24 protein-coding genes are annotated in these 24,601 nt (G+C 42.7%); 14 read left to right on the top strand and 10 right to left on the bottom strand.

The features are described 5' to 3' along the window. Positions 1 to 690: 690 nt before the first annotated feature. Together H7J92_RS02540 and H7J92_RS02535 are read left to right on the top strand one after the other, a co-directional pair. A complete protein-coding gene (locus H7J92_RS02540; RefSeq protein WP_009497897.1) occupies positions 691 to 1,212 on the top strand; it encodes an RNA polymerase sigma factor in 522 nt (173 codons plus the stop codon). Next, positions 1,193 to 2,236: a DUF4030 domain-containing protein gene (locus H7J92_RS02535; RefSeq protein WP_221835225.1), complete on the top strand. Its 1,044-nt coding sequence runs from the start codon at positions 1,193 to 1,195 to the stop codon at positions 2,234 to 2,236. Before H7J92_RS02540 ends, H7J92_RS02535 begins: the two co-directional genes overlap by 20 nt. Before the next feature lie 570 nt (positions 2,237 to 2,806). Here the strand turns inward: H7J92_RS02535 and H7J92_RS02530 are convergent. From H7J92_RS02530 to fabI, 5 genes are all read right to left on the bottom strand, one after another. After that, positions 2,807 to 3,745: a TRM11 family SAM-dependent methyltransferase gene (locus H7J92_RS02530; RefSeq protein WP_221835224.1), complete on the bottom strand. Its 939-nt coding sequence runs from the start codon at positions 3,743 to 3,745 to the stop codon at positions 2,807 to 2,809. After that, the gene (locus tag H7J92_RS02525; protein WP_040759364.1) at positions 3,746 to 4,201 is read right to left on the bottom strand and encodes a hypothetical protein; all 456 of its coding nucleotides are present in this window, start codon (positions 4,199 to 4,201) and stop codon (positions 3,746 to 3,748) included. A gap of 5 nt (positions 4,202 to 4,206) precedes the next feature. After that, entirely contained in the window at positions 4,207 to 5,145 is a 939-nt protein-coding gene (locus H7J92_RS02520; protein ID WP_009497893.1) for a cation diffusion facilitator family transporter, read from the bottom strand. A gap of 188 nt (positions 5,146 to 5,333) precedes the next feature. After that, positions 5,334 to 6,659: a branched-chain amino acid transport system II carrier protein gene (gene brnQ, locus H7J92_RS02515; protein ID WP_009497892.1), complete on the bottom strand. Its 1,326-nt coding sequence runs from the start codon at positions 6,657 to 6,659 to the stop codon at positions 5,334 to 5,336. Between the two features lie 202 nt (positions 6,660 to 6,861). Then, the gene (gene fabI, locus H7J92_RS02510; protein WP_221835223.1) at positions 6,862 to 7,641 is read right to left on the bottom strand and encodes an enoyl-ACP reductase FabI; all 780 of its coding nucleotides are present in this window, start codon (positions 7,639 to 7,641) and stop codon (positions 6,862 to 6,864) included. Positions 7,642 to 7,840: 199 nt separating this feature from the next. Between fabI and argC the strand changes: the two genes are divergently transcribed. The 5 genes from argC to H7J92_RS02485 all read left to right on the top strand — a co-directional run bounded on the left by argC (position 7,841) and on the right by H7J92_RS02485 (position 13,931). Further along, the gene (gene argC, locus H7J92_RS02505) at positions 7,841 to 8,875 is read left to right on the top strand and encodes an N-acetyl-gamma-glutamyl-phosphate reductase (protein ID WP_221835222.1); all 1,035 of its coding nucleotides are present in this window, start codon (positions 7,841 to 7,843) and stop codon (positions 8,873 to 8,875) included. A 45-nt stretch (positions 8,876 to 8,920) separates the two neighbouring features. After that, the gene (gene argJ / locus H7J92_RS02500; protein WP_009497889.1) at positions 8,921 to 10,144 is read left to right on the top strand and encodes a bifunctional glutamate N-acetyltransferase/amino-acid acetyltransferase ArgJ; all 1,224 of its coding nucleotides are present in this window, start codon (positions 8,921 to 8,923) and stop codon (positions 10,142 to 10,144) included. Then, entirely contained in the window at positions 10,107 to 10,886 is a 780-nt protein-coding gene (argB, locus tag H7J92_RS02495) for an acetylglutamate kinase (protein ID WP_040759356.1), read from the top strand. The genes argJ and argB overlap by 38 nt, the downstream gene beginning before the upstream one ends. After that, complete coding sequence (gene argD / locus H7J92_RS02490) at positions 10,883 to 12,013, top strand: acetylornithine transaminase (protein WP_221835221.1); 1,131 nt, start codon at positions 10,883 to 10,885, stop codon at positions 12,011 to 12,013. Before argB ends, argD begins: the two co-directional genes overlap by 4 nt. A gap of 376 nt (positions 12,014 to 12,389) precedes the next feature. Then, positions 12,390 to 13,931 carry an S-layer homology domain-containing protein gene (locus H7J92_RS02485; protein WP_221835220.1) on the top strand — a complete coding sequence of 514 codons (1,542 nt, stop codon included), beginning with the start codon at positions 12,390 to 12,392 and terminating at the stop codon, positions 13,929 to 13,931. Between the two features lie 45 nt (positions 13,932 to 13,976). Here the strand turns inward: H7J92_RS02485 and H7J92_RS02480 are convergent, their stop codons facing one another. Then, positions 13,977 to 14,390: a hypothetical protein gene (locus H7J92_RS02480; protein ID WP_221835219.1), complete on the bottom strand. Its 414-nt coding sequence runs from the start codon at positions 14,388 to 14,390 to the stop codon at positions 13,977 to 13,979. Between the two features lie 262 nt (positions 14,391 to 14,652). On the opposite strand from H7J92_RS02480, the gene H7J92_RS02475 reads away from it, so the two are divergent. Then, entirely contained in the window at positions 14,653 to 16,269 is a 1,617-nt protein-coding gene (locus H7J92_RS02475; RefSeq protein ID WP_221835217.1) for a methyl-accepting chemotaxis protein, read from the top strand. A gap of 68 nt (positions 16,270 to 16,337) precedes the next feature. Here the strand turns inward: H7J92_RS02475 and H7J92_RS02470 are convergent, their stop codons facing one another. Beyond that, the gene (locus H7J92_RS02470) at positions 16,338 to 17,315 is read right to left on the bottom strand and encodes a DMT family transporter (protein WP_009497883.1); all 978 of its coding nucleotides are present in this window, start codon (positions 17,313 to 17,315) and stop codon (positions 16,338 to 16,340) included. A gap of 131 nt (positions 17,316 to 17,446) precedes the next feature. Here H7J92_RS02470 and H7J92_RS02465 point away from each other — a divergent pair, with 131 nt between their 5' ends. From H7J92_RS02465 to H7J92_RS02445, 5 genes are all read left to right on the top strand, one after another. Continuing rightward, positions 17,447 to 18,337: a LysR family transcriptional regulator gene (locus H7J92_RS02465; protein WP_009497882.1), complete on the top strand. Its 891-nt coding sequence runs from the start codon at positions 17,447 to 17,449 to the stop codon at positions 18,335 to 18,337. Positions 18,338 to 18,581: 244 nt separating this feature from the next. Continuing rightward, a complete protein-coding gene (locus tag H7J92_RS02460) occupies positions 18,582 to 19,139 on the top strand; it encodes a DUF420 domain-containing protein (protein WP_009497881.1) in 558 nt (185 codons plus the stop codon). Between the two features lie 119 nt (positions 19,140 to 19,258). Beyond that, positions 19,259 to 20,257 (top strand): YcjF family protein, encoded by a 999-nt coding sequence (locus H7J92_RS02455; protein ID WP_040759352.1) that lies wholly within the window; start codon positions 19,259 to 19,261, stop codon positions 20,255 to 20,257. Positions 20,258 to 20,273: 16 nt separating this feature from the next. Further along, positions 20,274 to 20,423, top strand: a complete 150-nt coding sequence (locus H7J92_RS02450; RefSeq protein ID WP_009497879.1) for a hypothetical protein — start codon at positions 20,274 to 20,276, stop codon at positions 20,421 to 20,423. Positions 20,424 to 20,436: 13 nt separating this feature from the next. Continuing rightward, positions 20,437 to 20,628 (top strand): cysteine-rich CWC family protein, encoded by a 192-nt coding sequence (locus tag H7J92_RS02445; protein ID WP_009497878.1) that lies wholly within the window; start codon positions 20,437 to 20,439, stop codon positions 20,626 to 20,628. A gap of 36 nt (positions 20,629 to 20,664) precedes the next feature. Here the strand turns inward: H7J92_RS02445 and H7J92_RS02440 are convergent, their stop codons facing one another. Continuing rightward, positions 20,665 to 21,165 carry a ferritin gene (locus tag H7J92_RS02440; RefSeq protein ID WP_078818155.1) on the bottom strand — a complete coding sequence of 167 codons (501 nt, stop codon included), beginning with the start codon at positions 21,163 to 21,165 and terminating at the stop codon, positions 20,665 to 20,667. A 150-nt stretch (positions 21,166 to 21,315) separates the two neighbouring features. Here H7J92_RS02440 and cobT point away from each other — a divergent pair, with 150 nt between their 5' ends. Further along, entirely contained in the window at positions 21,316 to 22,362 is a 1,047-nt protein-coding gene (gene cobT, locus H7J92_RS02435) for a nicotinate-nucleotide--dimethylbenzimidazole phosphoribosyltransferase (RefSeq protein WP_221835215.1), read from the top strand. 61 nt (positions 22,363 to 22,423) lie between these two features. Here cobT and H7J92_RS02430 read toward each other — a convergent pair whose 3' ends face one another. Together H7J92_RS02430 and H7J92_RS02425 are read right to left on the bottom strand one after the other, a co-directional pair. Next, entirely contained in the window at positions 22,424 to 23,650 is a 1,227-nt protein-coding gene (locus H7J92_RS02430) for a quaternary amine ABC transporter ATP-binding protein (protein WP_221835213.1), read from the bottom strand. Then, positions 23,647 to 24,507 carry an ABC transporter permease gene (locus H7J92_RS02425; protein ID WP_040759673.1) on the bottom strand — a complete coding sequence of 287 codons (861 nt, stop codon included), beginning with the start codon at positions 24,505 to 24,507 and terminating at the stop codon, positions 23,647 to 23,649. Before H7J92_RS02425 ends, H7J92_RS02430 begins: the two co-directional genes overlap by 4 nt. Positions 24,508 to 24,601: the final 94 nt, after the last annotated feature.

Raw genomic sequence — 24,601 nt, 5'->3', positions numbered from 1 at the left:
ATTTACTTTTAAATAGGTTATTACTAGTTATCAATAATAGTACATGGTAATAGATAGTGGATGCCGCAAATCCAATGAGACTATACCAAAAGAGGATAGACAGTGAATTATCTCCTGGCATCAAAATTAGAGGGAAGACAGTGCCAACTAATAGACCTGCAATTGAATAGAATATCAGTCTTTTAATGTACTTGTTTTTCTTTGAATGCAGATTTCCTAATTCAGATAATTTATCAATCAGTATCGAACAAGGGATCCCGACCATAAGAAAAACAGGTCCAGCATATAATATGACGAAAAAAGCTGTTTCAAAGAATCCGAAGTAATACGTATTATATTCACGCTGTGACTGCGGAACATAGGAAATAGATGAATAAATGACAGCGAAAATAATAGCTGCAACTATTGCTGCTAACAACCTTTTTATGAAAGTCACCTCCATGTTAACTTTAGATTAATTTTACCATACAAATAAGCAGTTTTATTTTTGTTTAGTGGCATGGATTATAGCTAACTTAAATAGATTCACTTCATTAGCATTAATCCAACAGCGGATTAATGCTTTTTTCCTTGATTCGTGATATATGTTGCTGAGCGATCACTTTTACTCACTGATTAAAAATGAAATTATAAAAACGTGACGCTTCCATTCCAGATTCCGTCTAAGTATATAGAAAGAGGTGAACATCTTTGAAAGAAGACGACTTGGTTGAATGGTTCGATGAATATGGAGAATCCATTTTAAGCTACATACTCTTAATGGTGAGAGATTATCAACAAGCAGAAGATTTGACCCAGGAAACGTTCCTGAAAGCACATAAGAATTATTCGAAATTTGAACAGCAATCGACAGCGAAAACGTGGTTATTTGCTATTGCTTTTAATGTCACACAAGACTATTTCAGAAAAAAACATCCGCTGCAACATTATTTAGGTTTAACAATGCATGAAAAAGATTTCAAGCCTATGCCTGAACAGATTGTTGCGATGAATGATCAAACGGAACAACTTTACCGGACGATTCAACAATTAAAGCTGACTTATCGGCATGTAATTATTTTGAGGAAATTAAAAGAGTTTTCTACTGCAGAAACAGCCGACATTCTAAACTGGTCTGAAAGCAAGGTCAAAATGACGTTGAAACGAGCCTTGGCTGAATTGAAAAATGAACTGATAAAAGGAGGGTTTACCTATGAAAGATTTCATGGATGAAGAATTTAAGGATCTGGAACAAGAACTAAAGATGACGAAAGAATCCAAAAGTCAACTACGAACTAAAATTATGAATGGCACAATTCGCAGCAAAAGATGCCAAACAAAACAGTACCTTTATGTTGCAGTCATGGTATGTATGGCTTTTTTCATCCTGTCTCCTTTTTATTCAACTACTATGGCTGGTCTTGCTGCGAAGGTTTTGCCTATATCGATTACGCCTAGTATTTCAGGCGGTGAGGACACGTCCGATTTAACAGAACAACTGTTTAAATTAGTGGAAGCGGAGGGGTATGCGGTGAGTTCGGTAGGGGTCTTGCCATCTCCATACCTCATTGAAATAGCACTCGAACTGAATGATTCTACGTTGAAGCAAGCTACAAAAGAACTTGAACCGAAAATACTGGGCTTTTTATCGGAAAATGGCTATGACAGCTATGAAGTGAAGATTCTTCAAGCATTGGATGCACCACGTCCACAAAAATCAAATGATCTTTATGATCAAGTACGTGAGATTGTGAAGGAAGTGTTTACAGCGTATGGTTATGCCGAAGAAGCAGATCATGAATTGGCAGGTTTGAAGACATCCTGGATTTCGAACACCGTCACCATTGATATGCCGGATCATATTTTAGAGAGCACGGAAATTATCGCAGATATTGAAAATGAAATAAAGAAAGAAAAGTTAAAGGTGAAGGATGTAAAAGTAACAACCTTCAATTTGGAACATCGGCAGCAAGATAACCGATGGGCCTATATTGTATCGGATATACACGATGCATTGGCAGGGAAATCAAGGTATCAACTGGAAGGTATATCGTATAAAGTGAAAAACGGGCGTGCCTATGTATATATTAAATCAAACTTGGACCAACTGACTTCTAAAGAAACTACGGAAGAAATTGAACAGGCGATACGGGAATATTTAGCTCTTCCAGAGATACAAGAGATCATTCGTGATGACAAGTACACAATTCAATTAATGGAAGATAAGGAAACACCTTTCATTGAAATAGCAAATTAAGTTGAGAGGATTATTGGAATAAGCAGGAATTTCTTCCGGTTTAACGAAGTATACAGCAGGGGGGATTAAGTTGAAAAAGATATTTGCGCAGCATTCACAATCATAATGTTGACAGCTTGTTTAGAAAAAAACCCAATGAATATCAATTTAAAGGTGAAAGTGAACATTGGAAAGCTGTATATAATTATAAAGGAACAGAGGTAAAGTGAAAAAGATGGGGACAAAACTTATTCAACCAACGATCAGTATACGTTTGATTTAATATACAAAGGCGAGGTAGCGGAGCTGGCTACCATGAAAAAAATTGAATACTCCTACCTAAAATTCTATTAGGAAATGTGAAATGAATCTATTACAAGGAATATTTAAGTGTTCTTATAGAATTTAAAATTGTTGATATGAGATAAGTGGCTGGGACATAACTTCAAAAATGCATGAAGGACAAATTTCGCCTTCATGCATTTTTTCTATTGTACGCCATATTTACAGGCTCACCCATTTAGTATTCAAGAGCGTGCCTTTTGGAGCGCAGGGGAACGGACTATGTTTTCGTTCTGTCATAGCCTCTTTTTATGTACACAAAACCACTTCTCGAGAAAATGTCCCTTTCCGCGCAAGGCACCGGTCCGCCACATGAAACCCAGCTACTGTAAGCATCTCATCCATGTTTTCAATCGTAATGATCAAACAGCTTTTGGCAAAACGACGGGCTTCCTTCAAAATCTCCAGTTGTCCCTCAGCTGTAATATGCGTAAACAAATTATAAGGCATGTCGATAATCGCAATGTCATACGTTTCTTTCACTTCTGAGATTGGTCCGATTGTCACAGTGCCTTCCAAGCCGAAATACGCAATGTTTTTTCTTGAACCATAGACGACTAGCGGATTAATATCCCGTCCCTCGATCGGAATCCCCATCGATAAAGCTTCCACCAGCACGGTCCCGATTCCACAGCATGGATCGATCACCCGCACACCTTCAGGATGTGGCACAGCAATATTCACAGCTGCTCTTGCCAATCGAGTACCGAGCGCAGTCGAATACATATGGGGCTTTTGTTGATGTGCATGCCAGTCGGATGAACTTCGGGTCAGCTTTCCTGCATACCACTGATCCGCCAATTGTATAATCCCAATCAATACTTTGGGATCATCCAGCTCAGGCTCACCCTTTATTTGTAGTCCGACATTTCGTTCGACTTTACGGCGTTCGGCATGACCGATCTTCGGGGTACCGGCCAGCTCCATATCATTGAGGCAAACCGTCTTGAATGATTGGCCAATTTCTAGTTCAGAAGCTTGTTTTGCCAATGAATCCGCACTATCTGCCTGAATCCATATATCAAGTCGTGCTTGCATAAATGGACTGCGTGATGGATTGATTTCCATATCGCTCTGGATGACATTGTCCTGCACGTCTTTTCCGAAAAAAGCACGCATTTCCATCTGACATAGTTCTTGCTCATCACGATGGCGGATATACGTATAAATAAATTTTGGAGACCTCACTTACTTACCTGCTTTCATTTGGTTGCGCAGACCATCTAGTGCTTGGTGAAGAAGTTGAAGCACTTGCTCGATTGGCATGGACTCTTCAAAACCTTCAATTGGATCAAGCGGCATATTCACTTCCCACAGACCTTCGTTATCTGAAAAAGAGATACTGAATCCAATGAGTTGTTGCTGAAGGATGGATTCGATATAAGAACGAATCGCATCTCCTTCTTTTTTCTTCCCTTGTAAACCGAAAAGCACCATATATGTTCCAAAAATATCATCTACTTCAATTACGAGTGAATCCACTTTGTAGTCGTCAAAGTCAGGGGATTCTACGTAAAGAAATTCAGGTAAGTGAGATTTTAGATAGGATATCGGCTCCTTTAAAAAGGCGGAGTCTGCGCTGCGTAGTGTTTCTTCAGTTTCCTTTAGACAGATTTCCAATGCATCAATTGTTAATGGGTTCATTTCGTTCACTCCTCGTTAGTAAGTATACCGGATTCATTTTCGGGATACCACGGATTTAAATGAATTAACACTTCGTCGACATCTTCATTTTGCGCCATGATCATATTTCGGATCCTGCTCGAAATTACATGACCTTCTTGAACCGTCAAATTTCCCTCTACACCAATTCGAATATCGACCAGCACGTAATGGCCATGTTCTCTCGCGCGAAGACGATCGATTCTCTTCACTTCAGGTACAGAGAGAATAACTGTTTCAAACGCAGCGAGACGTTCATCGCTGACACTTTTCTCCATAAGAATATCCATACTCTCTTTACCGATCTCCATTGCTAACCGAAAAACGAGAACCGACACGACGATACCGGCAAATGGATCGCCATAAGAAAGGAAGGGAATGTCAAAAAGATCTCCAACTAACGCCAGGCCAATCCCGACGACTGCGGCGAGTGAAGCGTAGACATCTGCCAAATGATCGTATGCCGTTGCGATCAATCCTTTACTATTTTCCTTTTTCCCGATACGCATCGTATAGACGTACAGTACATACTTCCAAATGAATGAGATCACTGCCGTCAACAAAGCAATTTTGCTGGCCGTTGCAGGTTCTTCGAATAGCGCCTTTACCGCTTCGAATGCGATATAAATGGCGGCTAGTCCTAAAATGATCGCGACAATACCGGACCCGATCACTTCTGCCTTGCCGTGACCATATGGGTGATCTTCATCAGCAGGGCGTTTTGAAATCTGCATAGAAGTTAGAGCAGCGGCTGAAGCGACGACGTCTCCTGCGTTATGGAAGCCGTCGGCAAGTAACACAGGGCTTCTAAAAACAAACCCGACGATTAGTTTTAAAACGGTTAAGACGATATTGCTCAGCAAACTAATCCAGATTGCCATAATAGCAGAAGCAGAATGATTTTGACTTTGATTGAGATTGATCATTATTTTTTTCCCCCTCTACTAGTGTTTCCTATAAGCAACAAAAAAACCTCACCTGTTGTAGGTGAGGTTTGAAACATTTTTAATTGTTGGATTTGGTTAAGAATTTTCATTGCGATCACTCATTCATTTGTAGTTAGTCCATTATCCCATGAAACGATATTCTATGCAACTGAGGAGAGACAGACCACTTAATCCTGCGTGACTCTCGGTTTGCCCTGCGCGAAAGCAATTACAAAACCAATCAAGCCGAACACTAAAACTGGCACGATCCAGCCGACACCTTGCTCATATAGGGGCAAGTATCCGAGTACCTTGACTACAGGTTTCAACTCCAAGCCAAAAGCAATCAGCATATCAAAGAGTCCGATTACACCAGCGGCGACTAAACCGAATATGTATACTTCATGGTAACCTCTGAACACCTTATGGAATAGGCGGAATGAAATCAGTACGATTGCTAACGGATAGATACCGATCAACACTGGAATCGTCACAGCAAGCAATTTCGTCAGACCAATATTCGCGACGATCGTGGAAAACCCGCAAATAATGACCACAAATGCTTTATAAGGAATCGCTGTAACGACTCTTGAAAGATACGTGGCACTGGCGGATACCAATCCTACCGACGTCGTCAAACAAGCGAGTGTAACCGCAGCTCCAAGCAGGTATAGTCCGTTATTTCCCATTAATGCATAAGCGAGCTTTGCCAATATATCTCCACCGTTCGTTGCACCGGCTGCTACGCCACGGCTTGTTGTTCCTAGATAGGCGAGCCCAGCATATACGAGACTCAATCCGACAACCGCAATCAGACCTGCTCTCATCGTAATGGAGGTAATGGCTTTCCTATCTGTAATTCCTTTTGCTTTCACCGCGTTAATGACGATAATAGAGAAAACGAGCGCGGCCATCGCGTCCATCGTGCCGTATCCTTCTATAAATCCTTTAATGAAGAAATCTTCTGCAAAAGCACCTTGAGGCGCTCCTGCCGCATCCAATGGATTAACAATACCGATCACAACAATAAGCGTTACGATGGCAAGAAGCACAGGTGTCAAAAGGCTGCCAAAACGATCGACCATTTTATTCGGTTTCATTGAAAGCCAAACCGTCACAGCGAAGAAGACGATCGAAAATAGCGCCAATGCCAGCCCGTGATGAGAAGACGGTACAAAAGGTGACACGGCAATTTCAAAAGACACAGTTGCTGTTCGCGGTACACCGAAAAACGGTCCGAGTGCCAAATAGACGATAAATGGAAAGAATGTTGCGAATATAGGAGAGGCTTTTCCTGCCAAGTCACTCAGCTGATTTCCACTCATTGTCACAGCAATTACGCCAAGATAGGGAAGTCCTACACCAGTGATCAGAAATCCAGCAAGCGTGATCCACATTTGCGTTCCCGCTTGTTGACCAAGAAGTGGAGGAAATATCATATTCCCTGCGCCAAAAAAAAGGGCGAACATGGTCAGCCCTAGTTTTATCGTGTCAAACCTGGTAAAACTATTCATTTATAATTCCTCCTGAAGAACTCTGAGAAGCGCATGTATTTTGTTAATTTTCTGTATGCATATTAAATTCCAATCTGCTGCCGTAATACTATATGATATGTACTAATGTTCTGTCAAGTATACAGAATAGAATTCTCTGAATCACGTAATTGTACTCATGGAAAGCAAAAAAAGGATTCTCAAAATGAGAATCCTGCATCTATTACCCCATAATGTGATAGCCGGCATCCACATAAATCACTTCGCCTGTCACACCGCTAGACAAGTTGCTTAACATCGCAATTGTCATATCGGAAACTTCTTCCGGTTTGACATTGCGTTTCAGTGGAGCGCGTTCTTCGATTTGACCGAGAATCGTATTAAAGGAAGGAACTCCTTTAGCAGACAGTGTACGGACCGCACCGGCAGAGATCGCATTGACACGAATATTCTGTTCTCCAAGTTCAGACGCCAAATAGCGTACAGATGCTTCCAAGGCTGCTTTGGCAACCCCCATTACGTTATATCCTTCAAGCACACGTTCCGCTCCTAAATAACTCATCGTTATGATTGCGCCGCCTTCTGTCATGTACTGGCGTGCTTCACGTGCTGCTGCAACCAATGAATATGAACTGGAGTCTTGCGCAAATGCATATCCATCACGGGTTGTTTCAACGAATGGATTACGCAAATCTTCTTGGTGTGCAAAGGCGACAGAATGCACAAGTCCGTGAATGACACCTACTTGTTCTCCGATCGTTTTGAAAGCTTGTGTCATGCTTTCATCACTATTCACATCACATTGCACGATTTGCGTAGCCTGCAGATCATTCTTTTCTAAAGCCTTCTCCAATTTCTCACGGGATCGATCTTTTCGATAAGTGAAAATAACATTCGCACCGACTGAAAATAATGCTTTCGCAACTCCCCAACCAATGCTGCGTTCATTTGCGACACCCATAATGACAATATTTTTTCCTGACAATTTTAATAAATCTACCATAATAACCTCCTGAATTTTCATTCGTCACTGTAGCTTCTAATACTCTTCATAATAGTACCATATTGTGCGATTGAAGATGTAGCTTTTCTACAGTAGCAAATTCACCTTTTTTGAATTGACTGTCAATAAATAAAAATACAGTTGACTTTATAATTATGCACAAGTATACTTAGCTGTAATGAATAATGAGGTGATGACGTTGAAGGTAGGAATCATAGGAGCGTCCGGGTATGGTGGCCTCGAATTGATTCGGTTGCTGCACAACCACCCGGAAATTGAGCAGATTGATTTATTCACATCCTCCGAAGTGGGGACTGTATTTTCTGAGAAATATCCGCATCTCGTGACGATTCACGACCAACCGATGCAGGCGATAGAGCAGGAACATATCCGGAAACTTGACACAGTTTTCTTCAGTACACCGGCAGGAGTGACCACTTCGTTACTTCCTCCTCTTGTAGGGGTAGGGCCGAAGCTAATCGACTTAGCAGGTGACTTCAGATTAAAAGATCCTTCTTTATATGAAGAGTGGTATCAAAAAGACGCCCCTGAAATGAAATTTTTGGAGAAAAGTGTGTATGGGCTGCCCGAATGGAATAAAGAGCAAATCAAAGAGGCGGAGTTTATTGCAAATCCGGGTTGCTATCCAACGGCGGTGTTACTTTCATTGTTGCCGCTATTAAAAAATGAATTGATCGATGGCAGCCAGTTAGTCATCGATGCAAAAAGCGGGGTTTCCGGCGCTGGTAATAAACCGAGTGCGGTAACGCATTTCAGTGAAACGAATGAAAACTTCTCCATCTATAAACTTCATCAGCATCAGCATATACCTGAAATCGAGCAGGCGATGAATCTATTCGCGAATCAGCCTGAACCGATCACATTCACAACGCATCTCGTGCCGATGACGAGAGGAATTATGGCAACAAGCTATGCAAAAGTGAATAAACAGGTAACTGAAAAACAACTACTAGACTGTTTAAGAGAAACCTATAAAGAGAGTCCATTCGTCCGAGTCCTGACAGATATCCAGAAGATCGGAACGAAACAAGTATACGGCTCCAATTATTGTGATATACATGTCAAGGTAGATCCGCGCACAAATCGAGCGACGATAGTAGCTGTCATCGATAATCTTGTAAAAGGAGCTTCCGGCCAAGCGATCCAAAATATGAACATTTTATATGGTCTGGATGAAACGACTGGAATTGATAATATTCCATTATTTATTTGATAAGAAGCTCACACAGAAAATACCGGAATTGAGGGGAGCACGTATATGGAAACCATCGAAAGCATGAAGCGCATCTCGCGTAAAAATATTATCTCACCAAAAGGGTTTAAAGCAGTCGGCATTCATTGCGGACTGAAACATAAGAAAAACGATCTGGCATTATTGGTCAGCGAAGTGCCGGCAAGTGTTGCGGGTGTCTTCACTACGAATGCGATCCAGGCAGCTCCGCTTAGCGTAACCAAGCAAGTGGTATATGAAACGCAGAAAATGCAGGCGGTTGTCATCAACTCGGGCAATGCGAATGCTTGTACAGGCAAGCAAGGCATGAAAGATGCTTTGACGATGCAGCAAAAAACAGCCGAACATTTAGGGATCGATCAAAATTTAGTCGGCATTGCTTCAACAGGTGTGATCGGAGAACAGATGAAAATGGAACCGTTGTTGGCTGGTATAGAGCAACTGCAGCCATTAGATAGTTTAGAAGGCTCGATTCAATTCTCACAAGCTATTTTGACGACGGATACGGTGACGAAAAATACAGCATATGCAACAGCTATCGATGATCGCGAAGTGGTCGTTGCAGGTGTGGCGAAAGGTTCAGGAATGATTGAACCGAATATGGCGACAATGCTCGGCTTCATTACGACGGACGCGAATATTGAATCTGAACACCTGCAGCAGGCGCTAAAAGACATTACAGACGTGACGTTCAATTCCATCACAGTGGATGGGGATACGTCGACAAATGATATGGTTCTTGTGATGGCAAATGGAATGGCAGGAAATAATGCACTGACTCCTTCACACCCTGATTGGCAATCTTTCTTAAACGCATTGCACGCGGTAGCGCGTGACTTGGCGAAAATGATTGCGAAAGACGGAGAGGGTGCAACGAAGTTAATTGAAACGAAAGTGACAGGCGCTGTCTCTGATGAAGAGGCACGTAAAATCGCGAAGTCAGTTGTAGGATCACCGCTTGTGAAGACAGCGGTATTCGGCTGTGACGCAAACTGGGGCCGCATCATCGCTGCAGTTGGGTATAGTGGCGCGACGATTGATCCGGACGACATCAAAATCTATATCGGTACGACACTCGTCGTGGAGAACGGCGAGCCGATTCCTTTTTCGGAAGATGAACTGCTCATTTATTTGAAGCAGCATGAAGTGAAATTTGTCGTGGAACTGAACCAGGGAACTGGTGAGGGTACCGCATGGGGGTGCGATCTGACTTATGACTATGTCCAAATCAATGCAACCTATCGCACATAAGCGACAGGTTATAAAACTTGGTGGCAGTATGCTGGATGAATTGAGTGAATCGTTTTTTGATCGCGTGAAAGAATTGCAGCAAGCTGGCATACAATTACTTATCGTCCATGGCGGCGGACCGAATATTAATGAGGAACTGGCGGCTCGTGAGATTACTTCTTCCGTAATTAATGGGTTTCGTGTTACTTCCGAAGAAGCGATTGGTGTCGTCCAATCCATTTTAATCGGTCAAGTCAATCCGGCGCTTGTTCATCGTTTTAATGAGCAAGGCGTTAAAGCGATTGGGCTGAGCGGTTTTGATGCAAATCTTTTCACTTGTGATCTGTTGGATTTCGAGACGTATGGCTATGTAGGCGAAATTCAGCACGTACAAACGGATATTTTGGATTCATTACTCAGTGCAGATGTAATTCCGGTCATTTCCTGTATCGGGGCGACGGCTGCAGGGGAGCCGTTGAATGTCAATGCGGATACTGTAGCCAGTCAGATTGCGTTAGCGGTTGAAGCGGAAAGCTTACTGCTCGTGACGGATACGCCGGGAATTCGAATTCAGAATCAACCTCAGGCGAATGTGATGCCGGAACATATTCATCGCTGGATTGAGACGGAAGATATCTATGGAGGAATGATCCCGAAGGTTCAGGCAGCAATGGACTGTCTGGAAGCAGGTATTCCTTCCGTTCAGATTGTCGGTCAACAGCTGACAGGGACGGTCATTACCAATGAGGGGGCAATCGTGTGACTTCTTTGTTTAATAACTATGCGAGACGTGCGGTGCACCTTGTCAAAGGACAGGGCACTGTCGTCACAGACGATCAAGGAAAAGAGTATTTGGACTTTACGAGCGGCATCGCAGTCGTCAGTTTAGGCCATGCTCATCCTGCGATTGTCAAAGCGTTACAAGAACAGAGTGAAAAACTCTGGCATATCTCGAACCTATTCGAAAGTCCGGAACAGGAAAAGTTAGCGGAATCGTTGACGAAAGATACGGATCTCGCGTATGCACTATTTTGCAATAGCGGAGCTGAGGCGAACGAGGCGGCCATTAAGCTTGCAAGGAAACATACAGGAAAGCATAAGATCCTGACGTTCAAACAATCGTTCCATGGACGGACGTTCGGGGCAATGGCTGCGACAGGACAGGATAAAATCAAGCAAGGTTTCGGTCCAATGCTTGAAAGTTTTGAAGCATTGCCTTTCAATGACGTAGAAGCACTGACGGACGCAGCGAATGAAAACGTGGCAGCTATCATGCTTGAAGTTGTCCAAGGCGAAGGGGGAGTCAATTCGGTCGAGCCTGCATTTGCGCAAGCGATTATGGAAGTTTGTCAGCACTATGGGATTTTTTTGGTGATTGATGAAGTCCAAACAGGAATCGGCCGTATGGGGACTCGTTATGCGTACGAGCAGACAGCACTGAAGCCGGATATCATCACGCTTGCAAAAGGGCTTGGCGGTGGTTTCCCGATAGGCGCACTCCTTGCAGGAAAAGACTTGTTCGACACGTTCGGACCTGGCTCGCATGGAACGACGTTCGGAGGGAATCCATTAGCGATTGCGGTCGCACAAACGGTCGTCGATCATGTCTTTGATCCTGCGTTTTTGCAAGCTGTTCAAGACAAATCAGCTTATTTTAAAAAACAATTACAAGCAGTGTTGCCAGCCGAGAAGTATTCACTGCGCGGTAACGGTCTATTGATAGGTATTCATTCCAATGAAGTAATCGGGCCAGTCATTCAACAAGCTGAAAAGCAAGGACTGCTACTTGTGCCAGCCGGAGCAAATGTCATTCGACTATTGCCGCCATTGACGGTTTCTAAAGCAGAAATCGATCAGGCTGTTGGGATCTTAAAGAATATATTGGTATAGAAACCACTTGAATTAAAGTAGTCGGTGAGCTGCAATTCAACATGGAAGGGCTATCTGGAACGTTTTCCTGATAGCCCTTGTTTTTATTTCATCAACTATTGCTTCGTGCTCATAAACTACCTAAATACGCTCATGAAATTCCGCCGCCGCTCATACACCTCCTCCAAGTGATCATAACCACATTAAACGCGATCATAAAGTCGCTTCAAATGCTCATAGAACAGCTTTATCCCCCTCAAATGAATCCACTTACTGCCCAGCACATTTAGTTTTTCTACATCTTACTACACAACCCTTTTTTGGAATTTTTTCTATACAATGAAATCAGGCTAAGGTATAGTTAATGAAAAACAACTAGAATGGAAGTGTCCTAGATTTGAAAAAACTATACAGCTTGCTGTTGGCTGTTTTGATCGCTGCGTATGTACTGCCACTGTCATCACTGGCAGCCATTTTTCCTGATGTGAAAGATGAGCATTCTGCCTCCGTCGAAATAAAATACTTAGTCGAACAAGGGATTATTATAGAAAAGCCCAACCAAAAGTACCGTGTCAATGAACCGATTACGCGACTCGAAGCATCCGCTATGATTCAGCGTGCATTGAAGCTTTCGATGGAAAATCGACCAGCTGTGGAACTTTCAGACGTCAAGTCATCCCATCCGCACTATCAGCTGATTGCGACAATGGTGGACGAGGGCATTTTTATGGGCAATGCAAATCAGGAATTCCTGCCGAATGGCAACTTGAAACGCGGACAGATGGCGGCTGTATTCGTCAGAGCATTCGACTTGAAAGGAACATCCGGCTATCGATTCCGTGATGTACCTGCTTCCTATTGGGCACTGCCTGCGATTCAAACGTTATCTGCTCAATCCGTTACAACTGGATTTTTAGACAATACATTTAAGCCGAATGATTCCTTAACGCGCGGGCACTTCGCGGTGTTCCTTGCCAGAATCTTGGAGCCAAGCTTTAAAAATACGCCCGCTTGTTATATCGGTGACAATAAAGCTCAGCAAGTTGTCACTGTCCCGGTCTCAACATTATGGAAACAGCCTGGCACGAAACGTCCGGTAGATTCATATGCGAACGGTAAAACACCGGACATTAGTAAATGGGTATCTTCCATGACCCTGCCGCAAAAACAATGGCTTGTTGGTAAGTTGGAGACACAGGTTCTTTATGGACAAACTGTGAAAGTACTGCAGAAAAAAGGGGATTGGGCGCAAGTCGCAGTTGTAGATCAAAGCTCACCAAAACATGCAGCGGGCTATCCTGGCTGGCTGCCGAAGAACCATCTCGCAACTGTTTATCCAAATTATTCAACATGTAAAACGGCTATGGTGAAAACAAAAACAGCCATTCTGACTCATGATGAAAATGGAAAAAAACCATTCCGAACGATCAGTTTCAACACCACCCTGCCAGTTGTCGGAGAGACAGGCGATCGAATCGCTGTGCAGACCCCAACGGACGGGGTGAAATATATTAATAAGAATACTGTGAAATTGGTAAATGCAAAAGAAAGTTTGCCGAACCCGACAGCTCAGCAAATCGTAGAGACTGCTAAAATCTTTGACGGGTTGTCCTACTTATGGGCAGGTACTTCAGGTTTCGGCCTCGATTGCTCAGGTTTTACCTATTCTGTCTACCGCCAACACGGCATCAACTTGCCGCGGGATGCTTCCGTGCAAGCGGTCAATGGTATGAAAGTCTTGAAAAAAGATTTGCAGCCGGGTGACTTATTGTTTTTTGCTTACAATAAAGGAAAAGGGACCGTGCATCATGTCGGTATGTATATTGGCAATGGTCAAATGATCCACGCACCGAATCCGAAAAGAACTGTCGAAATTGTGCCGTTGACACTTGAACCATACAAATCAGAATACGCTGGAGCTAGAAGATATCTTCGTTAAATAGGAGAAGCCCGCAGACCATGGCCTGCGGGCTTTTTCTCAATCTTATAATTTGTCTTTATACAGTAGCTGATCATCTTTCAAATCGATAATTTTCAAGAAGCGGTCATGTTTTATAAAAATACTTTTATAGACTTTTTCTCCACTTTCATTTTCAAATAAGATAATTCGTTTACCGGGATTGTCTGTCTCCACGTGGGATGTAAGCTTATCGATTGGCATATGCTCGCCTAATACAGCAGACTCTTCATACCCTGATAAGTCGGAAGCAGACGAAGCTGAATGATTTTCCGGCTCATCTTCCGGCGCGATTTCGCTATCAGGAGATGTTACCGACTCCTCTTCAGATTCTATCGTATCCTTCGCAATCTCCTCTTCTTCTTTGGGTTGCGATTCTTCGTTGTTTCCACACGCTGCCAAGACTATCGCCAACGCGGGAAGTAACCACCATTTCTTCATTAAGTACCACTCCTATTGAGGACTAAATCTTTTGCGTAAACAAGTGTAAAAGAATCCATCGCGCAAATCAAATTAAGAGGCTTAAACTAGATTTGGGAGATTGGAATTTTATTGTCTGACTGGATTATTAGATAGTAATTGAAGATTTGCATTTTGCAAATTCGCCAGCTCAATAACTACAATATTCAAAATACGTATAACTTTCCTCACACTTTATGCTATAGTAAATATATAGTAGATACGCACGGATGGGGGAAAGTGAATGGAGAAGCTATTAAGATCATCATCTGCAAGAAAAGCGCTTAACAAAGTAGAAAAAGTAACAAAACGCATTCAACCTCTAGTGGAAAATGAACATTCATTTGAAAAAAATTACAAACAGCTTCATAGATTGCTGGATGATGAGTTGAATGAAGATGAATACTTTGTCATCGTCGACGAGACAGGGCGCAGCTACATCCATACAAACCGATTATGGGAAGGAACGTTATTTTCTGATCCTGTTGGCTTGAAAGCTGCGAATACTGACCAACCTTTACTGCAAATATATGAACGACAATCAGGTGAACGTCTTATTGACGCATCCGCCCCAATCATCAAATCAAACGGCACTCGCTATAGTTTACGTCTCGGTCGGATCGTTCATCAAAAGTATATTCTTTACGGCATGACGGGCGCTATTCTACTGCCAGCCCTTATCATGGCACTGATTGTATATCTTCTTGATTTACCTTTCAACCAAGGGCTGATTTTTTCGGTGGCATCGCTTCTTATTTCTGCTATTACAATCATAGCACTCTATAAAACCGTCATGATTGGCATCCGTTCCTGGCGCCAAGTCACGAGAAAAATTTCGGCAGGGGATTTGACGGCGGAAGTCACTGAACGGTCAAGATCGGAATTCAATCAAATTGGATTTGAAATTAATAAAATGGTGATTGGCACGAAAAACATCGTCAAAGAGCTGGATAGTTCATCCGGTATCGTTGACCAAATTAGTCAAGATCAAGCATCTGAAGCGAAACGCTTATCCAGTGTTTTCACGGCATATGGGGACACCATGCAAAACTTCCAGGTCGGAACGGAGCAACAACTTTCTTCATTACAGTCAGCAAACGCCATGGTCCAAACGATGATGCAAGGCATCCGTGAAATGGAAGCGCGTATCCAGCAGACGCTCGCAAAGTCTGAAGATGCATCTCAAGCAGCAGAAGAGGGTAGCCAAGCTATTGAAGAATCCGAGCAAAAGATGCAGCAAATAAATGAAGCCGTGCAAAAATCTTCCCAGAAAATCATGCAAGTGGCGGAAGATATCCATCAAGTCATCCAAAAAGTATCTCTGATTACGAAAATCGCGGAACAGACCAACTTATTGGCACTGAATGCCTCCATCGAAGCAGCACGGGCAGGTGAAGCGGGAAGTGGTTTCTCCGTTGTTGCCAATGAAGTCCGTAAGCTAGCTGAAGAAACGAATGATTTTGCGAATGACGTGGTGCGAACACTGGAGCAAACCAACAATGAAGTGAAAATTGCAGTACAGCAAGTGGAATCGAATACCGACACAATTCAAGAAGGCGTGGAAATCGTCAAAGTTGCCGGCCAATCCATCCATCAAATGAATGAAGCGGTGATCGATACGAAATCTGCTGTCAATAACAACAGCCGTCATGCGGAAGAAATGATTCAAGACGGCGAACAGATTGAAAGAATTATCGAGCAGATCACAACCATTTCCGAACAATTTACAGATAGTGTTACAGAAACCGTTGCTGGAATGGATGAGCAAGTCGAAGGAATTCAGCAGTTGGCGAGTGACGCGGTCAGATTGACAGACCAAGCTGCCGCGCTAAATCGCATTGTTCACCGTTTTAAATTTTGAATTACACAAACAACGAAACAGGCGATGCAAAACCAATTGGTTTTGCATCGCCTGTTTACTTTTCATGTTTAAGCCGAAACACTAGGCTCGGCAGATTGTTTCTTGTATTGTCGTACTTCGTCTTTGCGCTTTTGCTGCAACCGCAAGAAAATGTTATTGCCGACAAGAGAAAGAATGATGAATACCGTACCGATATAATCAAACACCGTCAACTGATAACCTTGCACAAACGAAATGACCAATGTAGTCACTGGAACAAAGTTGATGAATAGTAGACCATTTAATGGTGACAAAATTCGAACTCCGACATTCCAGCCAAGCAATGCAATGATACCGGGGAAAACAATCATAAACAGCATATGCGGACTAACTGTTTGCACAGTTGCAAGTGTCGGAACGGAAATATAACCAGTCAGCGTGACGAAAAAGACGATGACACAAGCTGTGGCAGTACCGAGCAGACAGCTTAATGTGGAATAACGCAATGACGACCACTCGCTGAACTGATTGCCGCCCATCGTATAGACCACCCAGCCGATCACAGCTAAAAAGATGAGCAAGGACGGAATTATATCATCCGTCGCAGTCAAAAATGTTCGTAAATCACCTTTTGTAATGACGAGCATCACACCGATAAATGCAGTAAATACACATGTTAATGTAAAACCATGCGGCTTTTGCCTGCTGATGAACCAAACGATTACAATGGAAATCATCGGCATCATGGCTTCTGAAATGGAAGCAACCATGATTCCCGGTTCACCCATCAGATCTTCGCCCCAGAAGATGAACAAGTTGTAGACAACAAATGCCATCGTACCGAAAAACCAAAGCGATAAACCCCTCTTCTCCAAGCGAAAAGCCTGTTTTCCTTCTTTCCACCACAATAAAATGACGAGTAAAATTGTTACCGATACGTAGCGAATCAATGTGAAATAAAAGGGATCAATTGCTTTAAATGCGCTATTGGCAACAGGGAACATCGCGCCCCATGATGCACTGGCGATAAAACATAGAAACGCTCCCCATATAATTTTGTTTTTCATTGGACCAAACTCCCCTCGAAGTACTTACTCTAGTAAACTAGAAAATAGACATCATGTAAAACGAATAATAATGATGACTACTATCATTATTATTGATATCATAAAAGAGACAGAAGAAAAGGGGGATGACGATGGAGTTTAAAGACTTGGAAATATTTCAAATGGTAGCCGAAAAAGGCACGATTACGGAGGCGGCAAAAGAACTGCGCTACGTTCAATCGAATATTACTTCTCGCATTCAGAAGTTGGAGAATGAACTGAAGACACCGTTATTCAATCGCCATAATAGAGGGATGATTTTAACGCCCGAAGGGAAAAGACTGTTGATCTACAGCGAGAAAATTCTATCATTGACGAATGAGATGAGGAAAGTTGTACAAAACGACAAAGAGCCGTCCGGAAAACTGGAAATCGGCTCTGTAGAAACGGTTATCAAACTTCCGGTCATTCTTTCGAGATACAATAAAAAATACAAACAAGTAGATTTATCTTTACTGACGGGCGTCACTGAACAATTGCAATATAAAGTGCTTCACCACCAATTGGACGGTGCTTTCATCTCCGAAGGCACGACGCACCCTGATTTAGCGGTCCATGACGTTTTGGAGGAAGAACTCGTCCTTGTTTCCGACAAGCCGTTTCAATCAAAAGAAGATATCAAAGATGAACCGATTTTATGCTTCAGTAAAGGATGCGGCTATCGTGCCCGATTGGAACAGTGGCTGGAGGATGAACAATTTAAACCGACGAAAATGATGGAATTTGGTACGCTGGAGACTATTCTCGGTAGTGTAGCAGCAGGTCTCGGCGTGACATTCGTTCCAAAATCGGCTGTCGCTCATCTAGTGGAACAAGGTCACGTTCATTGCTATCACTTGCCATCGGAGTATAGTCAGATTAAAACTGTTTTCGTCCGCCGTGCCGATTCGTATTTAACTCCGACGATCTATAAGTTCATTCAAGTCATTGAAGACTTCCATCAAGAAACATCGAATCAATTGCAAAATTCGACACAAATTTGAGGTCTACGATAGGTTACTTATGCTAATATGAAGGGTAGCTTATCTGATTTCAGCAGTATACTTCTAAATCTGCATGTGGTATGAAGAATGTGATTTTATTGCGGTTCAGAGGGTGTTTAAACGCCTGCTGAATTTCGGGGGGATGTCACGGGTTTTTAAGGGAGCTTTTCGAGCAAGCTCGAAAAAATCCGGACGCAATTATGCTGAGGCATAATTGATAAATATAGAATTGGAGTGACAATAGATGAATTACAGCAATCAAACAGCTAGTTCCAGTTCATTCAAAAAGCGCAATTACCGACCGGCCATCATTATCATTTCGGTGATTTTGATTGGAGCAATCGGTGTGCTGTCAGGTCTGCCGGGAGCCGAAGACTTTACTGCTTTCGACATTACGATCTTGCCTCTTTTGAATGCCATCTTTAATAGTTTTACCTTTATTTTCTTAGTGTGCGCTTTGGTCGCCATTTTGAAGAAAAATATTACGGTTCATAAACGATTCATATACGCTGCATTCAGTACGACTGCATTGTTCTTAGTCACTTATGTGGCCTATCATTATTTAGCTGAATCGACTCCGTATGGCGGCAGTGGTTTCATGGCTGGTTTCTATTATTTCATTTTGTTTTCTCATATTGTCTTAGCTGCTGTAATTGTTCCGCTTGCTTTGACAAGTGTCGCCAGAGCTTGGAATATGGAAAACGCGCGTCACCGTAAAATTGCACGATGGACGATGCCGATTTGGTTATACGTTAGCTTGACCGGGGTACTTGTGTATATATTGATTTCGCCTTATTATTAAGGGAAGATTGTTTGGTAAACAACTTAAAAGGGCATCAGTCAGAAGAGGTAGAATGACTGATGCTCTTTTTTACAACAGACTAAACTGAGTATTGAAAATAAATGAATGGATGTGAAGGAATGAATACTTCTAATTTCATGTCAAATGACGCATTCGATCAGATTTTTCAACAAGAATCGGATGATATTAATGAACAGTTAAAGAAAGAAATATTGATTGCGATGATTGGGGATGTCAACGCAGGAAAATCCTCTACTTTAAATCGGCTTATGCAAAAAAGTGTAGCTGAAGTGGGAGCGCAACCGGGAGAGACGAAAGAAGTCAAAAAGTATTACTACCGAGACAATATCCTGTTTGTCGATACGCCGGGACTCGATGATATTTACCAAGAACACTCTCAAGAAACATTAAAATTTTACAATGAAGCCGACGTAATTTTATTTTTCTTAAATGCAGCAGGCACTGTGCTGTCGGATACGGAATTGAAATCACTGAATAAAATTGCCACTTTTAATAAGAAAGTCATTATAGTGCTGAATAAAATTGATGCGGCAGATGATATTCCAAGTTTAGTGAACTACATACTAGAGCATACTGAGTTTGCGTATCCTGTCATTCCGATTTCCTCCAAGACTGGAGAACATATGGAGTTATTGCAGAAAGAAATTCTTCAGCAGCTGAAGGAAGTGAATAAGGATCTCTTGCTGGCGGCCAATATGGCAGATAAGCCATCCATCGCAAAAAGGTGGATTTTGGCGGCTGGAGCATCGGCAGCCGCAATCGGTGCAGTCCCTATTCCTGGAGCGGACTTTGTTCCGCTGACCACTTTACAAGTTGGTTTGATGTTGAAACTTTCAACTCTATACGGAAAACCGATTACGAAAGACCACGCAAAGGAATTAATCATTGCAACGGTGGTTGGGAATATCGGCAAAACAGCATTTCGTCAAATCGTCAAAGTCATACCGGGCGCTGGAATGGTCGTGGCTGCTAGCGTTGCTGGTTCCATGACTGTCGCACTCGGCTATGCTGTGAAATATATGTATGAAAATGATATGGATTTAAAGCCTGAGACATTGAAGAAAGTTTACAAGATGTATTTAAAGAAAGAAAAGTGAAAAAGGGGCGGGTTGTATGGAGTGGTTTAATTATGCCACATTTGTGGTCGCTTTACTGGCAGGGCTTTACTCGATGGAAAGCATGAAACGCAATAAGGAATTGGAGGAGCGAGTGGAAGAGCTGGAAAAGAAAAATACTGCGGAGTTGGACAAACACCGTATGTGAAGAGGGTAATGGAATGGGGAAGACAGTATGTCCGATTTGCAACGGGCATAACCAATGCGGTAATGGAAATTTGAAAGACGGAGGAAAATGCTGGTGTACAGACAAAAAATTTCCTGATGAAGTGTTTGGTCAAATTCCGAGGGAAGAATTGCACAAACGCTGTGTTTGTCAAAGGTGTCTGGAGCGTATCACTGCAGGAAAATAGGCAAGCGAAGGTCTGACGACCGGCGCTTGCCTATTTTTATTCGTCTGCAAACGAGCGTGTCGCCAGTTCCTTTTCGTAAATGAACAGCGCATTCTTATCATCGCGAATTCGTTTCAAATACTCGATATGCTTATCGAATGTCGCTTCTTCTTCGACTTGTTCATCCAAGAACCAGTTGAGGAATGAGATTGTCGCGTGTTCTTTTTCTTCCCATGCCAAATCCATGATTGCATAAAATGATTTTGTTACTTTTTTCTCCTGTTCTAACGCAACTTCAAAAGTATGCACAAGATTTTCGAAAGAAGTAGTAGGCGCGGGAATTTCCGTAATGACTGCATGAATACCGCGGTCATTTAAGTAGGAATAAATTTTCATGGCATGGAACCGCTCTTCTTCTACTTGCTGTAAATAATAGTGAGCAAATCCGCTATAGTTGCGGTATTCACAATAAGATGCCATGGATAAATACGTTTGCGCGGCGGCGAATTCATTATTCATTTGTTCATTCAGAGCTTGTGCTAATTTTTCGCTGATCATGTACATCGTCTCCTTTTCTTTATACCCTATCTATACCCATATTGGTGTAAATTGAACCTAAAGGAACTAGCCTTCATTCCTAAATATGCCTATACACGCAACGGATGATATACTAGTAAAGAGAAGTTAAAGAACAACAAGAAAGTAGGAATGAAATTGAATAACTACAATGTCCCCATGTTGGATACAGAGGCAAGAGTTGAAGCAAAGGCTTACTTGGATATGCTGACAAAGCCGGTCGGAAGCTTAGGGAAATTAGAGGAAATTGTCATGCAACTGGCCGAAATGAAGGGGCATCGCAAACCGGTCATCTATAAGCTCGGTATTATCGTGTTCGCTGCGGATCACGGCATCGTCGAGGAAGGGATTTCGGCATTCCCGCAGCAAGTTACACGTCAAATGGTAGACAATATGGCGCAAGGCGGAGCTGCGATCAATGTATTTGGCAGACAGCAGCAAGCCGAATTTTCATTGGTGGATGTCGGTGTGATCGGTGATGATTTTACGGGACTAGTGAAAAACCGGAAAATTCGCCAAAGTACTCAAAATTTCTTACGTACAGAGGCGATGACAGAGGAAGAAGTAGAGAGAGCGATACAAATAGGCTACGAGGAAGCACTGGTACTGTTTGATAAAGGAGTAGACTGTCTAGTAGTAGGAGAAGTTGGTATCGGTAATACAACTACGAGCAGTGCGATTGTCGCGGCTATTACGGGAATGGATCCTGCGGAGCTTGTGGGCTTCGGAACAGGAATTTCATCTGAACAGCATGTACATAAAATCAACGTCGTTCGACAGGCTTTGGAATTTCATCAGCCGGACCGACAAGATGGCTACGACATACTACGCAAAGTCGGCGGCTTGGAAATTGCTGCAATGGCGGGTGCAATGCTGGCAGCCGCATCGAATCGGATACCAATTTTGTTGGATGGGTTTATTTCTACGGCGGCTGCATGCGTTGCGGAGAGTATTGGAAAAGGTGCAGTGAACTATATGTTACTTGGCCATCAGTCTATGGAGCCGGGCCATCAAAAAGCCTATGAATACTTAGGGAAGGAACCAATTGTTTCACTGGACATGAGACTTGGGGAAGGGACAGGTGCAGCGGTAGCTTTTAGCATCATTCAATCTGCTGTCTACATGGTCAATGAAATGGCGACCTTCGAAAGCGCAGGGGTCTCCGGTAAGAATGAATGACATGAAAAAACTGGGAAGAAGTGGCCATCGCCATTTCTTCTCAGTTTTTAAATTCATCAGTTCAAACGGTTTCCGCTGGTGTGATCGCTTCAACGTCCTGATCTTCAGATGAATTACTAATAATACTTGAGAGTACATGTACACGCAGAATGATTCCTTTAATTCGATTTGTCTCATCTACAACGACAAGTGGATACTTAGAATCAAGCACACGTGGAATAATATCTTGGACATATTCTTCCGGGTAAGCCGTCCGCACATCAGTAGACATAACTTCATCAATGGTCTTGCGGTTTTTTACGCCGTCAATCGCTTGATCAATAGTGACCAATCCGAGTAATTGCCGCTCGCGGTTCGTAATGAAAACGCTGGAGATTCCATGCTCTTCCATATTTTTAATAGCGACATGCAACCCGTCTTTACTATTTACGATGCTCAATGGCTTCGACATAATATTTTCAGCTTGCAAAACTTTGGAACGATCGATTTCCCGTGTGAACTCAACAATATAATCATTCGCCGGTGATTCCAATAAATCTTCCGGTGTTCCGACTTGCTCGACATTGCCATCTTTCATGACAGCCACACGGTCACCGATACGGAAGGCTTCATTGACGTCATGTGTAATGAAAATAATGGTCTTTTGCAAGCGTGTCTGAATATCCAAGAGCTCCAGCTGCATCTCTCTTCGAATGAGTGGATCTAACGCACTGAACGGCTCATCCATCAATAGAATATCCGGATCGTTCGTCAAAGCCCGTGCAATACCGACACGCTGACGCATTCCACCTGAGAGTTCATCGGGATATTGATTCTCATAACCTTTTAGTCCGACTGTATCAATATGCTTTTGAGCAATCTCACGTCGTTCGTTTTTGGACAATCCGCGGACTTCGAGACCGTATTCGATATTTTCCATAACCGTCCGGTGGCTGAATAAACCGAAGTGCTGGAAAACCATCGCAATTTTCTTTTGGCGGAAAAATTTCAACTGTTCCTTGTTGTAAGAGACAATATTCTCCCCGTCTACGTAAATTGCGCCTGAAGTCGGTTTGTTCAGCAGATTAAAGCAACGGATCAACGTGGATTTTCCGCTTCCCGATAAACCCATGATGACGAATGTTTCGCCCTCCATAATTTCCATATTGGCATTATAGACACCGACTGTATGTCCGGTCTTGTCGAGAATTTCTCGTTTAGAAGCACCTTTTTCAATTAACGGAATAACCTTTTTAGGGCGGGGTCCAAAAATCTTGGTGACATTTTCTACTTTGAGTTTTACTGTCATGCTGATCTCCTCCTAGAACTTTGTAGGCGATCCGCCACTCCATTTGTGATGCGGTCTATGATAATCGCTAAAAATACGATACTGATACCTGCTTCAAATCCTAATGAAATATTGATTTGATTGATAGCGTATAGTACCCGTTCACCGAGACCGTGTGCGCCAACCATTGAACCGACTACCGCCATGGACAACGCCATCATAGTCGTTTGGTTAATACCTGCCATCATTGTAGGCAATGCTTGAGGAAGTTGTACTTTTACGAGCATCTGATTACGGGAGGATCCGAATGACTCGGCCGACTCTATTACTTCATCATCGACATTTCGTATACCAAGCTCTGTTAGTCGAATGACAGGGGGCAATGCATAAATAATCGTTGCAATAATTGCTGGTACGTTTCCTAAAGGGAAGAAGAAAATTACAGGGATCAAGTATACAAAGGTAGGCATCGTCTGCATGGCGTCTAATATCGGCCGCATGATAATAGAAAATGTTCGGCTGAAGGCCATCAATATGCCAACCGGAATACCGATCGCAAGGGATAGGACAACAGAAATCACGATAATGGCAACAGTGGTCATCGTTTCTGTCCAGAGATCAAAAGATCCGATTAAAAAAATGAAGAGGGCGAACAGCAAACCGCCGTATATATTGTTGAAGTACCATCCCAGTAAGAAAACGATAATCATGATTACCCACCATGGTGTGGCTAACAGAGTCGTTTCGATCGTGCGGATAGTTGATGAAGCAATCATGAAGATAAAATCAAAAAGCCAACCAAAGTTCATTGCGAGAAAGTCGATAAACTTTTCAACATAGTCTCCTATCGGTATTCGTACATTGGGGAATTCAGTCATAGGCATTAAGCTAGATTACACTAGCTTGTCCCTCTCTTTCTGTAGTTAAGTTAAGTAAGTAGTGAAGAAGGGGATGGAGCGGAATGGCGTCCAT

This window comes from Sporosarcina aquimarina (assembly GCF_019748715.1).
GTDB classification, from domain to species: Bacteria; Bacillota; Bacilli; order Bacillales_A; family Planococcaceae; genus Sporosarcina; species Sporosarcina newyorkensis.
The sequence above is the reverse complement of the archived record's forward strand: the minus strand, read 5'-3'. Positions and strand labels throughout refer to the sequence as shown.